The sequence below is a fragment of the Gilliamella sp. App6-5 genome, from assembly GCF_001690525.1.
GTDB lineage: Bacteria > Pseudomonadota > Gammaproteobacteria > Enterobacterales > Orbaceae > Gilliamella > Gilliamella apicola_H.
In genome coordinates this window covers 150,453-166,171 of sequence record NZ_LZGT01000038.1, presented here as the reverse complement: position 1 = coordinate 166,171, position 15,719 = coordinate 150,453, and the positions used below count along the sequence as shown (strand labels likewise).

Genomic DNA, 15,719 nt, shown 5'->3' with positions numbered 1-15,719 from the left:
AATTTAAAAGTCTGGCGGCACCCTACTCTCACATGGGTAATACCCACACTACCATCGGCACTACGGCGTTTCACTTCTGAGTTCGGCATGGGGTCAGGTGGGACCACCGCGCTATTACCGCCAGACATATCCTGTACTCTTTTCAATTAGCTACATTATCTCATATCTGCACTAATCTCTCAATCCGGAACAAACTGTTATTTCAACTTTTATACTATCAATCGCATAATCCCAAAACAACTCCGAGTTGTAAGGTTAAGACTCTCGGTTCATTAGTATCAGTTAGCTCAATGTATCACTACACTTACACACCTGACCTATCTACGTCTTAGTCTCAAACGGACCTTACTGAATCTCTTCAGGGAAAACTCATCTCGAGGCTAGTTTCGTACTTAGATGCTTTCAGCACTTATCTATTCCGCACGTAGCTACCGGGCAATGCAATTGGCATCACAACCCGAACACCAGCGGTGCGTTCACTTCGGTCCTCTCGTACTAGAAGCAAACCCTCTCAATTTTCCTACGCCCATGGCAGATAGGGACCGAACTGTCTCACGACGTTCTAAACCCAGCTCGCGTACCACTTTAAACGGCGAACAGCCGTACCCTTGGGACCTACTTCAGCCCCAGGATGTGATGAGCCGACATCGAGGTGCCAAACACCGCCGTCGATATGAACTCTTGGGCGGTATCAGCCTGTTATCCCCGGAGTACCTTTTATCCGTTGAGCGATGGCCCTTCCATTCAGAACCACCGGATCACTATGACCTACTTTCGTACCTGCTCGAGCCGTCACTCTCGCAGTCAAGCTAGCTTTTGCCATTGCACTAACCTCCTGATGTCCGACCAGGATTAGCTAACCTTCGTGCTCCTCCGTTACTCTTTGGGAGGAGACCGCCCCAGTCAAACTACCCACCAGACAGTGTCCCTTACCTCGATTCAGAAGTATAGGTTAGAACATCAAACATTAAAGGGTGGTATTTCAAGGTCGACTCCACACACACTGGCGTGCATGCTTCTTTGTCTCCCACCTATCCTACACATTAAGGCTCAATGTTCACTGTCAAGCTATAGTAAAGGTTCACGGGGTCTTTCCGTCTTGCCACGGGTACACCGCATCTTCACGGCAATTTCAATTTCACTGAGTCTCGGGTGGAGACAGCCTGGCCATCATTACGCCATTCGTGCAGGTCGGAACTTACCCGACAAGGAATTTCGCTACCTTAGGACCGTTATAGTTACGGCCGCCGTTTACTGGGGCTTCGATCAAGAGCTTCTGCTTACGCATAACCCCATCAATTAACCTTCCAGCACCGGGCAGGCGTCACACCGTATACGTCCACTTTCGTGTTTGCACAGTGCTGTGTTTTTATTAAACAGTTGCAGCCAGCTGGTATCTTCGACTGACTTCACCTACATCCGCTTGGGACTTCAATTACCATCAGCGTGCCTTCTCCCGAAGTTACGGCACCATTTTGCCTAGTTCCTTCACCCGAGTTCTCTCAAGCGCCTGAGTATTCTCTACCTGACCACCTGTGTCGGTTTCGGGTACGATTAACTATAACCTGAAGCTTAGAGGTTTTTCCTGGAAGCAGGGCATCAATTACTTCACTGCCTTAGCAGCTCGTCATCACACCTCAGCGTTTCAGTGACCGGATTTGCCTAATCACACGCCTACATGCTTAACCCACCATCCAATAGGTGGTAAACCTAGCCTTCTTCGTCACCCCATCGCAGTTATAGCCAGTACGGGAATATTAACCCGTTTCCCATCAGATACGCCCTTCGGCCTCTCCTTAGGGGTCGACTCACCCTGCCCCGATTAACGTTGGACAGGAACCCTTGGTCTTCCGGCGAGCGGGCTTTTCACCCGCTTTATCGTTACTTATGTCAGCATTCGCACTTCTGATACCTCCAGCATGCCTCACAACACACCTTCTACGGCTTACAGAACGCTCCCCTACCCAACACACTTACGTGCACTGCCGCAGCTTCGGTGCATAGTTTTAGCCCCGTTACATCTTCCGCGCAGGCCGACTCGACTAGTGAGCTATTACGCTTTCTTTAAATGATGGCTGCTTCTAAGCCAACATCCTAGCTGTCTAAGCCTTCCCACTTCGTTTCCCACTTAACTATGACTTTGGGACCTTAGCTGGCGGTCTGGGTTGTTTCCCTCTTCACGACGAACGTTAGCACCCGCCGTGTGTCTCCCATGATTAAACTTGTCAGTATTCGGAGTTTGCATCGGGTTGGTAAGCCGGGATGGCCCCCTAGCCGAAACAGTGCTCTACCCCCAACAGTTACTCATGAGGCGCTACCTAAATAGCTTTCGGGGAGAACCAGCTATCTCCCGGTTTGATTGGCCTTTCACCCCCAGCCACAGGTCATCCGCTAATTTTTCAACATTAGTCGGTTCGGTCCTCCAGTTAGTGTTAACCAACCTTCAACCTGCCCATGGCTAGATCACCGGGTTTCGGGTCTATACCCTGCAACTTAACGCACAGTTAATACTCGGTTTCCCTTCGGCTCCCCTATTCGGTTAACCTTGCTACAGAATATAAGTCGCTGACCCATTATACAAAAGGTACGCAGTCACTACTACCCAACGGTAACAGCTCCCACTGATTGTACGTACACGGTTTCAGGGTCTATTTCACTCCCCTCCCGGGGTTCTTTTCGCCTTTCCCTCACGGTACTGGTTCACTATCGGTCAATCAGGAGTATTTAGCCTTGGAGGATGGTCCCCCCTTCTTCAGACAGGATATCACGTGTCCCGCCCTACTCTATAAGCTTCCACATATCGCACCTTCGTGTACGGGACTTTCACCCTCTATCGTGCGACTTTCCAGACGCTTCCACTAATACTATATGCTACCCGCTTGGGCTACTCCCCTTTCGCTCGCCGCTACTCAGGGAATCTCGGTTGATTTCTTTTCCTCGGGGTACTTAGATGTTTCAGTTCTCCCGGTTCGCCTCATATGACTATGGATTCATCATATGATAGTGTAGTCTCCTACACTGGGTTTCCCCATTCGGACATCGACGGCTATAGCGCTTTTTATCAGCTCACCGTCGCTTTTCGCAGATTAACACGTCCTTCTTCGCCTCTGATTGCCTAGGCATCCACCGTGTACGCTTAATTTCTTAACCTTACAACTCACAGTTGTCTTGGTTTTAATTACGCTTTTTTCTCTTTCTTAATGACTCACCTCTACCAATTCGCCTCAACTAAAAATTATCGCTAACTTTTAATTACACGTCTCAATAAAAGCTTTTCATAAGAACGAGAACTCGTTTCTTTCAGCTTGTTCCTAATTGTTAAAGAGCTTTATCTTTCTATTCACTCACTATTATACCTAAGCAAATACAAAGATAATTTTTACTACCTAACGAAAGAGATATCTTTAATGGTGGAGCTAAGCGGGATCGAACCGCTGGCCTCCTGCGTGCAAGGCAGGCGCTCTCCCAGCTGAGCTATAGCCCCAATAATTCACTTCATCTATATTTTCCCAACTCGCTTAACGTACTTGCATCTGCTAACTTATACTATTCACATCATTAACGCAAGCCTAAAACTCGCAAAGTTAAGTAGAATTGGTGGGTCTGAGTGGACTTGAACCACCGACCTCACCCTTATCAGGGGTGCGCTCTAACCACCTGAGCTACAGACCCAATAAAGTGACTCTTTCTTCTAAACAAACAATCTGTGTGAACACTTACGAGCTCTTCGTAAGGAGGTGATCCAACCGCAGGTTCCCCTACGGTTACCTTGTTACGACTTCACCCCAGTCATGAACCACACCGTGGTAAACGCCCTCCCGAAGGTTAAGCTATCTACTTCTGGTGCAACCCACTCCCATGGTGTGACGGGCGGTGTGTACAAGGCCCGGGAACGTATTCACCGTGACATTCTGATTCACGATTACTAGCGATTCCGACTTCATGGAGTCGAGTTGCAGACTCCAATCCGGACTTAGACGTACTTTATGAGGTCCGCTTACTCTCGCGAGGTCGCCTCCCTTTGTATACGCCATTGTAGCACGTGTGTAGCCCTGGTCGTAAGGGCCATGATGACTTGACGTCGTCCCCACCTTCCTCCGCTTTATCAACGGCAGTCTCCTTTGAGTTCCCGGCCTAACCGATGGCAACAAAGGATAAGGGTTGCGCTCGTTGCGGGACTTAACCCAACATTTCACAACACGAGCTGACGACAGCCATGCAGCACCTGTCTCACAGTTCCCGAAGGCACTCTCATATCTCTACAAGATTCTGTGGATGTCAAGACCAGGTAAGGTTCTTCGCGTTGCATCGAATTAAACCACATGCTCCACCGCTTGTGCGGGCCCCCGTCAATTCATTTGAGTTTTAACCTTGCGGCCGTACTCCCCAGGCGGTCGATTTATCGCGTTAGCTTCGGAGCCCATCACTCTAGGCAACAAACTCCAAATCGACATCGTTTACAGCGTGGACTACCAGGGTATCTAATCCTGTTTGCTCCCCACGCTTTCGCATCTCAGCGTCAGTATCTGTCCAGAAGGCCGCCTTCGCCACCGGTATTCCTCCACATCTCTACGCATTTCACCGCTACACGTGGAATTCTACCTTCCTCTACAATACTCCAGATAACCAGTTTTAAGTGCAATTCCTAGGTTGAGCCCAGGGCTTTCACACCTAACTTAATTATCCGCCTACATGCCCTTTACGCCCAGTCATTCCGATTAACGCTCGCACCCTCCGTATTACCGCGGCTGCTGGCACGGAGTTAGCCGGTGCTTCTTCTGTAATTAACGTCAATTAGTGCACCTATTAGATACACTACCTTCCTCATCACCGAAAGTACTTTACAACCCGAAGGCCTTCTTCATACACGCGGCATGGCTGCATCAGGGTTCCCCCCATTGTGCAATATTCCCCACTGCTGCCTCCCGTAGGAGTCTGGACCGTGTCTCAGTTCCAGTGTGGCTGGTCATCCTCTCAGACCAGCTAGAGATCGTCGCCTAGGTGAGCCATTACCTCACCTACTAGCTAATCCCATATGGGTTCATCAAATGGCGCATGGCCCGAAAGTCCCATGCTTTGGTCTCTCAACTTTATACGGTATTAGCAGTCGTTTCCAACTGTTGTCCCCTTCCATTCGGCAGATCCCCATACCTTACTCACCCGTCCGCCACTCGTCATCAAGTGCAAGCACTCATGTTACCGTTCGACTTGCATGTGTTAAGCCTGCCGCCAGCGTTCAATCTGAGCCATGATCAAACTCTTCAATTTAAAGTTTGACGCTCAATAACTGTCTCTGACATATTCAAATGAATCTTCAGTGTCACTTATCAAGACTTAATTTTTAAGTCCGTAGACTTTTCATTCTTCGTCTCGCAAGTGCCCACACAGATTGTCTGTTTCTTCTTTTTAAAGAGCTGACAGTTTCAATTCCCAAACAACTTTTTGTTGATTTAGCTTGCTGCCTCAAGGGTTGCGTATATTACTCACTTCACTTGCATACGTCAACCCCTATTTTATAAATTTTTCTTTTTTTGAATTAAGCGATTACTTTTTATACAATAAAATTCATTATAGGGTTATTTTTAGTTGTTTTACTACATTAATGGCTTTAGTAATCGCATCGTTAATCGTTAAAGCCTTCGCTAGCGCAACCCCCATTCTGCGAGTACCTTTCACTTCTGGTTTACCAAATAAACGTAAATCAGTTTGCAATTCACTTAATGCTTTATCAAGATTAGTAAAAGTGACTTGTTTTGAATCACCTTCAATTAATAAAACAGCTGATGCACATGGTCCATATTGTTCTATAATAGGAATGGGCAGGCCTAATATTGCCCTAGCATGTAGTGCAAACTCAGATAGATTTTGTGAAATTAATGTCACCATGCCAGTATCATGCGGACGAGGTGATACCTCACTAAACCATACCTGATTACCTTTAACAAACAATTCAACGCCAAATAACCCTCGCCCACCTAATGCATCTGTTATTTTAGTTGCAATATCTTTTGCCTGTTTTAATGCCTCATCAGACATCTGCTGAGGTTGCCAAGATTCTCGGTAATCACCTTGTTCTTGACGATGCCCTATTGGTTCACAATATGACACCCCCTTAATATGTCTAACTGTAAGTAAAGTAATTTCGTAATCAAAATCAATAAAGCCTTCAATGATAACTTTTCCACCGCCAGCTCTTCCACCTTCTTGTGCATATTTCCATGATGATTCAATATCGGCTTCGCCTCTTAATAATGATTGCCCTTTACCAGAAGAGCTCATAACAGGTTTAACTAAGCAAGGAAAACCAATTTCTTTGACTGCTTTTCTAAATTCAGTTGCATTTGTAGCAAATCGATAAGGTGACGTTGGTAATTTTAATTCCTCCGCTGCAAGTCGACGAATTCCCTCACGATTCATGGTAAGTTGTGTTGCTTTTGCTGTTGGAATAACTGTAAATCCTTTTTCTTCCAACTCAATTAGTGTAGATGTTGCAATAGCTTCAATTTCTGGAACAATATAATCTGGATTTTCTGCTTCAATGACTTTTCTTAAAGCATCCCCATCAAGCATATTAACAATATGGTACCGATGAGCAACTTGCATCGCAGGTGCATTTGCATAACGATCAACGGCAATAACTTCACAACCCAATCGTTGTAACTCAATGACAACTTCTTTAGCAAGTTCGCCCGCACCACAAAGTAATACTTTAGTTGAAGTGGGTGATAATGGCGTCCCTAGTTTAGTCATAAATTCCTCTTACACAGTGAATTTTCTGGAAAACAACATCCTAAAAACAAAAAATCGGGACAATTATCCCGATTTGATTGAAGCTAAGTTAATTTTGGTATGGATCGCGTAAAATCATTGTTTCACTTCGATCTGGTCCTGTTGAAATAATATCAATTGGTGTTTCGGTTAACTCTTCAATCCGTTTAATATAAGCTTTAGCTGCTTGTGGAAGAGCATCATAACTTTTTATACCAAAGGTTGATTCACTCCAGCCAGGCATTGATTCATAAACAGGTTTGACTAAGCTCCATTCTTCAGCAGCGGCTGGAGCATTTTTGATGACTTCACCATTTGGTAATTGATAACCAACACAGAGCCTCACTTCTTTAAGTCCATCTAGCACATCGAGTTTAGTTAAACAAAATCCAGAAACAGAATTAAGTTGTACCGCCTTGCGAACAGCAACCACATCAAGCCATCCAGTACGACGACGACGACCAGTTGTTGCGCCAAATTCATTACCTTGCTTACATAGGTATTCACCAGTCTCATCAAATAATTCAGTAGGAAACGGGCCTGCACCAACACGTGTAGAATAAGCTTTGACAATACCTAGTACATAACCAACATAACGTGGACCAAAACCAGAACCTGTTGCAACACCGCCAGCGGTAGTATTAGAAGAAGTAACAAAAGGATAAGTCCCATGGTCAATATCAAGTAATGTACCTTGTGCCCCTTCAAACATAATTCTCTCACCTTTTTTGCGTGCTTCTTCTAAAAGAGCAGGAATATCGGCAATCATAGCAACTAAAATATCAGCTATCGCTAATGTATCATTGAGAACTTTTTGATAGTCTACGGCTTCTGCTTTGTAATAATGAACTAATTGGAAATTGTGATATTCCATTACTTCTTTTAATTTTTCGGCAAAAGCTTGGCGATCACATAAATCACCAACTCGAAGTCCGCGCCGTGCCACTTTATCTTCATAAGCAGGACCAATACCGCGACCTGTTGTTCCAATAGCTTTACTGCCACGCGCTTTTTCTCGCGCTTGGTCTAATGCAATATGGTAGGGTAAAATTAAAGGGCATGATTCAGAAATAAGGAGTCTTTCCTTAACAGGAATACCACTTTTTTCTAACTCGTTCATTTCTTTCATTAAGGCATCAGGACATAGTACAACACCATTAGCAATAATACTTATCACATCATTACGTAAGATTCCTGATGGAATTAAATGTAATACGGTTTTTTCACCATTAATCACTAATGTATGACCAGCATTATGTCCACCTTGATAACGAACAACATATTTTGCTTTTTCTGTGAGTAAATCAACAACTTTACCTTTGCCTTCATCACCCCATTGTGTACCTAGCACAACAACATTATTACTCATAGATTATTTATCTCATTCAATTAGTTATTAGATTTTAATTTCATATATTGAAAAAATTCACTATCAGGGCTAATGACCATAATATCATTACCTGTAAAGCTTTGTTCATAAGCTTTTAAACTACGAATAAAGCTAAAAAACTCCATATCTTTACCAAAAGTATCTGCATAAAGCTTAGCCGCATTTGCATCACCTTCACCGCGGATAGTTCGAGATTGGCGTTCAGCTTCGGATAATATCTTTGTTACTTCTAGCGTGGTCTCTGCTCGTATTTCATCCGCTTTTTTGACACCCTGAAAACGTTGATTTTGTGCAACAACTTTTCGAGCTGCTTTCATTTGTTCATAAATTGAATTAGATATTTCTTGAGGAAAGTTTACTTTCTTTATACGAACATCAATGACTTCAACACCAAAAGATCTCATACTTGTTTTATTACTTTCAGAATCTTTTTCAATCTCACTAATAAACTTTTCAACCGATTCACTTTTTACCAACTCTTCCTGAGCTGTACCATTTAATGCTTCTTTTACTCGTGTCATTATAGAATTACGAGAGTTATTATTTGTGTCATTAATAATATCGATGATATTTAATTTTCCAATTTCTGCCCTTAAACGACCATTTAAACGTGCAAGTAGTAGGCTTTCAACACTATTACCACCAACAATAGTTTCATAATATCGATTAAAATCAACAATTTTCCATTGTACAAAATAATCAACAACTAAATCTTTATTTTCACGTGTTATGAACTTTTGCTCTCGACCTACACTATCAGAACTATTTGTCGTTTGGATTTTAGCATCAACAACTTTTACATTATCCATTCCTGGTATTTTAAAATGTAATCCAGGACCAGATAATTCTATAATTTTATTAAAACGTAAAACGATGCCACAAGTCCCTTCTTCAACAACATAAGCACTAGAAAAAAATACACCGATTAAAATCAATATTGTAGGAATCAATAATTTGCGCATATTTTTCTCCTTATCTTCCCATAAACCGCGGAGTCCGTGTAGTATTGCCCGCGTTAATAGTGTTATTGGTGCTGCTGTTAACCTCTTTTTGGGATGCTTGCGTTGCCTGAGGTTGATCTTTTATCGTTTCAGAAGAGATCGGCATATTAAAATTAGATTCACTATTTGAGTTTGATAAAGTCATTGTTTCAGATTTTTTGTCATTTTTATTTTTTAATAATTGTTCTAGAGGCAATACCATTAAATTTCCACTTTTATCATTAACTATAATTTTATTGGTTTTAGATAATACTCTTTCCATGGTTTCAATATACAGGCGTTCTTTAGTAATTTCTGGTGCGGCCTTATATTGTGGTAAGATTTTTTCAAAACGAGCCACATCTCCTGCTGCCTCGAGTTCCACTTTAATCTTATAAGCATTAGCATCAGCTAAAATTCTTGCAGAGCGCCCTTCTGCCTGTTGTACTTGTTGAACTTTTTCTGCAGCAGCTTTATTTATTTCACGTTTTTTGTCTTCTCGAGCATTCATTGCATCATTAAAGGCTTCTTGTACTGCTTCAGGCGGACGAGCTGATTGGAAATTAAGATCCACTATACTAATTCCCATATCATAATTATTGATAACATTGACTAACTCATCTTTTGTACGGATTTCCAATGCTGAACGTCCATCAGTTAAAATATCATCCATACTTGAGCTACCCACTTCAGTACGTAAAGCACTATCAGCAGCTTGTTGTAGACTATCTTTAACATTAGTGACATTAAATAAATATTTTATAGGATTACTGATGCGATATTGAACATTCATCTCAACAAAGACTAGATCCTCACCAGTTGTTATCATAAAACCATTGACATTAAAATTATGCGTACCTTGCGTATCAACTTTATACACTTTATCAATCAATGGTGGATGCCAATTTAAACCAGGTTGAATAATTTCTGGTTGGACTTGCCCCAAGCGAGTAATCACACCGCGTTGACTTTGGTTGATGGTATAAAAACCGCTCACACTCCAAACAAGAACAAGTAAAGTGATTATAGATATAATCATTTTAGTAGTATTCATTGGTAATTTAATCCCCGAGCTCCCTCTATTATTGCCTAAATTACCTTTTTTTAAGAGGTCTTTAATTTTATCAAATAAACCACCAGATGAATTATTTGTTGGTTTTTTGTTATTATTTCCCCATGGGTCGTTATCTTGTCCGTTATTTCCGGGCTGATTCCACGCCATATTTTATATGCTCCATTTAACAATTAGTTGTTATTTTGCTTATTGATCAAGTATAACAGATCTGGCTCTTGTTTACAGAGGCGATTCCATTCAATTGAGGGAATTCTCACATCTAGATGAAAACGACCATCCTCATTAATAAATTCATTTTCTACCGCGTTTAACTGATATAAACGGCTTCTAAGTCTTGCTAAATGAGCAGGTAAACTTAAATGGCAAACTTGAATTTGCTTGGCTAACCTTTCTTTTAAAGCAATAAATAATTGATCCAATCCTAAACTATTTTGCGCTGAAATCCAAACTCGAATTGGTATGCCATTTTCATCCCGATCAATACCTGGCTGTTTCCCTTCAATTAAATCAATTTTATTCATAACGAGTAATGTTGGAATTTCATTGGCGTCAATTTCAAGTAACACTTCATCAACAGCATGCATATTATCCAATATATTTGGATCAGCAGCATCAATAACATGTAATAATAAAGTGGCTTCTTGCGTTTCAAGTAGTGTCGCTTTAAAAGCGGCAATTAAATCGTGGGGTAAATGACGAATAAAACCAACTGTATCAGCTAAAACAACTTCGCCAACATCATCAACCATAATCCGCCGTAGCGTTGGATCGAGCGTAGCAAATAACTGATCAGCAGCGTACACCTCCGCATTTGTTAATGCATTAAATAGTGTTGATTTACCCGCATTAGTATAACCAACCAAAGATACTGTTGATAGATCAGCTTTATTTCTTGATTGACGATTTTGATTTCGCTGCTTTTCGACTTTTGCAAGCCTTGATAAAATCAACTGAATACGATGACGAATCAATCGTCTATCTGTTTCTAGTTGAGTTTCACCAGGGCCTCGTAAACCAATTCCCCCTTTTTGTCGTTCTAAATGCGTCCAACCTCGGACTAATCGAGTTGAAAGGTGTTGTAACTGCGCTAGCTCGACTTGCAATTTACCTTCATGTGTTCTGGCTCGTTGTGCAAAAATATCAAGAATTAATCCTGTTCTATCAACAACACGACATTTACACAACTGTTCTAGGTTGCGTTCTTGGGAGGGTGTTAAAGTATGATTTACTAAAATAACGGAAGCATCAAGTTGATCAACTTTTTCAGCGATTTCCTGCGCTTTACCTTCACCAACAAAATATTTGGTTTGAGGCGATTTTCTTGAAGTTGTTACGATATCGAGAATATCTATTTGAGCTGAAGAAACTAATACTTCAAACTCTTTAAGATCCTCGATATCACTTTCTTGAGGGAAGAATACATGGACTAATAAGGCAGTTTCACCGCCTTTATATCGTTCAAACAATCAGATTCTCCACTGAAATATCAGCTTTCAGCTCCCTCTTCAGGCTGAGATACCAATCCAGAAATAGGTCTAGATGGTACGACTGTCGAGATAGCATGTTTATATACCATTTGGCTTACAGTATTTTTTAACAAAATAACAAACTGATCGAATGATTCAATTTGTCCTTGTAACTTGATACCATTAACTAAATAGATTGATACCGGAATATGCTCTCGACGAAGCAAGTTTAAATAAGGATCTTGTAATGACTGCCCTTTTGACATAAGTTTATCCTTTAAAAAATAATTATATGAAGATAAAATAAATACATTTATAATATAATCAATGTATTTTACATACTATTTGAAATATATCTTTAGTATCTACCAAAATAACATAAAAAGAGCTTCTCTTGAACCGATCAACTAAAATTTATGCACAAATAACTAAATTTTTAATAAATTTAAACTAAAAAAATAAAAAAATACTAAATTATTGACAATAATGTACATAATTTTACCAACAATACAATTTATAATTGTATACTATTATTCCCACTATAAAAATTAATACTTATAATATTTTTTGGAAAATTGAGTCCATATTATCATTATTTAACCATGTGATAGGTTGCTTCCAACCACGCAGCCACGTGATTTGTCGTTTGGCTAATTGACGAGTAGCGCAGATACCTTTAAAAACCATTTCATCATAATTGATATCACCATTTAAATATTCCCACATTTGGCGATACCCCACACAACGAATAGAAGGCAAATTTAAATGCAAATCAGATCGCTGCATAAGCAGTTTTACTTCATCTTCAAAGCCTTGATCTAGCATCTGTAAAAAACGTTGTTCAATTCGTTTATGTAACTGTGCCCGATCTTGCGGCATAATAGCAAACTGCATAATATCATAAGGTAATGCTTCACCGCTTTCTTTTGTCAGTTCCGTTAGACTCTTACCCGAGATTAAATAGACTTCTAAAGCACGATTAAGGCGCTGTGGATCGTTAGGATGAATTCTTTCAGCTGAAATTGGATCGATTTTCTTAAGTTCTTCGTGGATCGCTTGCCAACCTAATTTATTGGCTTTTTCTTCTATTTGTTCACGAATTTCATAATTGGCAGCAGGAAGCGGTGAAAGCCCTTCAATTAAAGCTTTAAAATAAAGCATTGTCCCACCAACTAACAATGGAATTCGTCCTGTTTTTAGTGATTTTTCAATTTCTACAATCGCATCTTGCCTAAAATTAGCGGCTGAATAACTCTCTGAGGGATCACAAATATCAATCAATTTATGTGGATAATTTTGTTGTTCTTTTTTAGTTGGCTTTGCGGTACCGATATCCATACCGCGATAAATCAGAGCGGAATCGACACTAATAATATCAATAGGATAACGATCGTAAAGCGCCATAGCAAATGCCGTTTTACCAGATGCCGTTGGTCCCATTAACGAAATAATTTTTGGTTTATTCATGATAAAATTGATTGAGTTAAAGATTGTATATCAATCGGATATAAAAATGATTCTTGTTGTAATAGATTAATATCCATCTCTTCTAATTGAGCAAGTAACGGAATGACTTTAGCTACACTCCATATCATAGTGCGATTATCATCATACTGATTAGCTAACCAAGCCGCTATTTGTGTAGGATCTAACTCTCCATTTTTTGAATCTGATATAAAAGCAATTAAAGCAGGTAATAATTGCTGCCAATTCATAGTGCGCAACATTTTAGGAACATTTTGCAAATACAATTTTGCTTTATCAATATAAAAATCAAAACCCAAAAAATTCAACTGAGGTTGATAACTGGAAAGCACTTGCTGCTCTTGATGATTGATTAAAATGGTTAATGGAATAAGCAATTTTTCAGAATCTTGTGATAATAATTTAATAGCAGTCACTTTTTGCTTAGCAATAGGTAATTTCATCAACATCAATTTTTGCTGGTTATCTTCATACTTTTCAAGTAATGCAATATCAGGCTGAATAACCGTTAATACTCGACCAAATTGTACTAATGATGAGCTATCAAGTTGCTGTTGTAATGCTTGTAGTGGCGTACTTCTTTTAGGAAATAATGCTTCAATAACTGCTTTTTGTGGTTCAGTTATTTCATTTTCTTCTGCCGATAAGAATGACTGTTTTTGCTCAAATTGCACTGTCTCTTGGAAAGGTGCAACATTGACTAACTTGCCATACAACGCATTTTCTTTAGCATAATTGCTTGGTTTTTTCGATAATTGACTACAGGTTTGATAAGAATTAGCAGCCGTTTTTTGATTAAAAATATTCTCACCCGCTGCTTGTCGATTAGGTGTTATGGTGACTTTTTCTTCTGTTACAGATAAATCTGATTCAAGGGCCATCACAATCGCTTGATAGACAAAATCATGAACCAGTCTTGCTTCATGAAAACGGACTTCATGTTTGGCTGGGTGAACATTAACATCAACTTGTTTTGGATCAATTTGTAAAAATACCACATAACTTTGTTGTTCATTAGTACGACTGATGTAAGCCTGACGCAGTGCATGATTAAGTAATTTATCTTTGATCACTCGCCCATTAACATAAAAATACTGCAAATCACTACTTTCACTACTGGTGACCCAACCTTGAATGAGTAAATCATCATGCTGCCAATCTAATTTGACAGCTTTTTGCATAAATGCACGCCCGCACACCAATTCGACTCTTTTTTCAAGGGTGGATGAACGATACTGCTTAACCAATTTACCATTATGTTGTAAATTAAAGGTAACATCAGGTCGTACAAGTGCAATACGCCGAACAAACTCTTCGATATGCATAAACTCAGTTTTTTCTGTTTTTAAAAAACGACGTCTTGCCGGTGTATTATAAAACAGATCAAGTACTTCGACAGTCGATCCTACTGGATGAGCTGCAGGTTTAATCATCGGCTTCATCTCCCGTCCTTCAGCATAAACTTGCCATGCTTCGGATTGTTCAGCAGTACGTGAAGTTAATGTCAATCTAGCAACCGAACTTATACTCGCTAGTGCCTCACCACGAAACCCAAGACTAATAATTGCGTCTAAATCATCTAGCGTACTGATTTTGCTTGTCGCATGACGAGCAAGTGCCAACGCTAATTCATCTTTAGCAATACCACAACCATTATCACGAATACGAATTAATTTACAACCACCTTGCTCAAGGTCAATATCTATTTGAGTACTACCCGCATCAAGGCTATTTTCAACTAACTCTTTGATAACAGACGCAGGGCGTTCTACCACCTCACCAGCAGCAATTTGATTGGCTAATTGGGGAGAAAGGATATGAATTGCCATTAATGTTGTTCCCCAAATTTTGGATTTTGTTTAACGTAATTTTTTATACCTTGATAGATAGCTTTCGCTATCTTATCTTGATGAACATTACTACTTAGCAAGCGTTCTTCACCTTGATTAGAAATGAAACCAACTTCAACTAAAATTGACGGGATATCTGGCGAACGTAATACGCCTAAACTTGCATATTCTGGGGCAGATTTATGTAGTTTTACTGTCTTTTTCATTTCTTTTAATACTTGTGTTGCTAACTCATAACCCACTTGTTGAGAATAAGAAAACTGTAGATCTAATACCGCTTGGCTTAAGTGAGGATTATGATCGTCGCTTAATGCATCACCAGCTCCACCTAATAATTCTGATTGTTTTTCGCCCTGTTCAAGCCATCTGCCCAATTCTGTATCAGCTCGCTTAGTCGACAAGACCCAGATCGAAGCACCTGTAGCCTCCCTATTTGGCGCAGCATCAGCATGTACTGAAACTAATAAATTAGCTCTATTTTTACGGGCGATTTCCGAACGCTGCAAAACAGAGATAAAATTATCGCGACTACGTGTTAATACTCCCTTAAAACTGGGATCTTTATTTAGCAAAGTAGTGAGCTTTTTGGCGATTGAAAGCGTCACTGTTTTTTCATATAAGTTATTTTTTCCTATTGCACCGGAATCTTTACCGCCATGGCCCGCATCGACGGCAACCACAATATTGGCTGCATAAACAGAGCTA

Annotated in this window: 8 protein-coding genes, 2 tRNA genes, 3 rRNA genes and 1 pseudogene; all 14 read right to left on the bottom strand. The window is 40.4% G+C overall.

Annotated elements, in window-relative coordinates; all coding sequences use genetic code 11:
• Nucleotides 1–9 precede the first annotated feature (9 nt).
• Nucleotides 10–125: ribosomal RNA gene (gene rrf, locus A9G24_RS04945) — 5S ribosomal RNA — on the bottom strand.
• Nucleotides 126–251: 126 nt separating this feature from the next.
• Nucleotides 252–3,150: ribosomal RNA gene (locus tag A9G24_RS04940) — 23S ribosomal RNA — on the bottom strand.
• Between the two features lie 258 nt (nucleotides 3,151–3,408).
• A tRNA-Ala gene (locus A9G24_RS04935) sits at nucleotides 3,409–3,484 on the bottom strand.
• Between the two features lie 111 nt (nucleotides 3,485–3,595).
• Nucleotides 3,596–3,672 (bottom strand) — tRNA-Ile (locus A9G24_RS04930).
• Between the two features lie 58 nt (nucleotides 3,673–3,730).
• Nucleotides 3,731–5,268 (bottom strand): 16S ribosomal RNA (locus A9G24_RS04925).
• The 16S, 23S and 5S rRNA genes sit together here with 2 tRNA genes alongside, the layout of an rRNA operon.
• Nucleotides 5,269–5,568: 300 nt before the next feature.
• The gene (gene purT, locus A9G24_RS04920; protein ID WP_065638028.1) at nucleotides 5,569–6,750 is read right to left on the bottom strand and encodes a formate-dependent phosphoribosylglycinamide formyltransferase; all 1,182 of its coding nucleotides are present in this window, start codon (nucleotides 6,748–6,750) and stop codon (nucleotides 5,569–5,571) included.
• 88 nt (nucleotides 6,751–6,838) lie between these two features.
• Nucleotides 6,839–8,137: an adenylosuccinate synthase gene (locus A9G24_RS04915; protein ID WP_065638027.1), complete on the bottom strand. Its 1,299-nt coding sequence runs from the start codon at nucleotides 8,135–8,137 to the stop codon at nucleotides 6,839–6,841.
• Nucleotides 8,138–8,157: 20 nt separating this feature from the next.
• Complete coding sequence (gene hflC / locus A9G24_RS04910; RefSeq protein WP_065638026.1) at nucleotides 8,158–9,120, bottom strand: protease modulator HflC; 963 nt, start codon at nucleotides 9,118–9,120, stop codon at nucleotides 8,158–8,160.
• A 10-nt stretch (nucleotides 9,121–9,130) separates the two neighbouring features.
• The gene (gene hflK, locus A9G24_RS04905; protein WP_065638025.1) at nucleotides 9,131–10,360 is read right to left on the bottom strand and encodes an FtsH protease activity modulator HflK; all 1,230 of its coding nucleotides are present in this window, start codon (nucleotides 10,358–10,360) and stop codon (nucleotides 9,131–9,133) included.
• Nucleotides 10,361–10,383: 23 nt separating this feature from the next.
• On the bottom strand, nucleotides 10,384–11,679 hold the full coding sequence (gene hflX / locus A9G24_RS04900) for a ribosome rescue GTPase HflX (RefSeq protein ID WP_065638024.1): 1,296 nt from the start codon (nucleotides 11,677–11,679) through the stop codon (nucleotides 10,384–10,386).
• 20 nt (nucleotides 11,680–11,699) lie between these two features.
• Nucleotides 11,700–11,945, bottom strand: a complete 246-nt coding sequence (gene hfq / locus A9G24_RS04895; protein ID WP_065638023.1) for an RNA chaperone Hfq — start codon at nucleotides 11,943–11,945, stop codon at nucleotides 11,700–11,702.
• Nucleotides 11,946–12,234: 289 nt separating this feature from the next.
• Nucleotides 12,235–13,146, bottom strand: a complete 912-nt coding sequence (miaA, locus tag A9G24_RS04890) for a tRNA (adenosine(37)-N6)-dimethylallyltransferase MiaA (protein ID WP_065638022.1) — start codon at nucleotides 13,144–13,146, stop codon at nucleotides 12,235–12,237.
• Entirely contained in the window at nucleotides 13,143–14,993 is a 1,851-nt protein-coding gene (gene mutL, locus A9G24_RS04885; protein ID WP_065638021.1) for a DNA mismatch repair endonuclease MutL, read from the bottom strand. Before mutL ends, miaA begins: the two co-directional genes overlap by 4 nt.
• A gap of 20 nt (nucleotides 14,994–15,013) precedes the next feature.
• Nucleotides 15,014–15,718, bottom strand: a pseudogene (locus tag A9G24_RS04880) (N-acetylmuramoyl-L-alanine amidase); the annotation flags it as partial.
• Nucleotide 15,719: the final 1 nt, after the last annotated feature.

Bases quoted from the DNA above. Each gene is read 5' to 3' on its own strand.
- mutL (WP_065638021.1), bottom strand. From the start codon at position 14,993: ATGGCAATTCATATCCTTTCTCCCCAATTAGCCAATCAAATTGCTGCT.
- hflK (WP_065638025.1), bottom strand. From the start codon at position 10,360: ATGGCGTGGAATCAGCCCGGAAATAACGGACAAGATAACGACCCATGG.
- A9G24_RS04915 (WP_065638027.1), bottom strand. From the start codon at position 8,137: ATGAGTAATAATGTTGTTGTGCTAGGTACACAATGGGGTGATGAAGGC.
- hflC (WP_065638026.1), bottom strand. From the start codon at position 9,120: ATGCGCAAATTATTGATTCCTACAATATTGATTTTAATCGGTGTATTT.
- hfq (WP_065638023.1), bottom strand. From the start codon at position 11,945: ATGTCAAAAGGGCAGTCATTACAAGATCCTTATTTAAACTTGCTTCGT.
- purT (WP_065638028.1), bottom strand. From the start codon at position 6,750: ATGACTAAACTAGGGACGCCATTATCACCCACTTCAACTAAAGTATTA.
- miaA (WP_065638022.1), bottom strand. From the start codon at position 13,146: ATGAATAAACCAAAAATTATTTCGTTAATGGGACCAACGGCATCTGGT.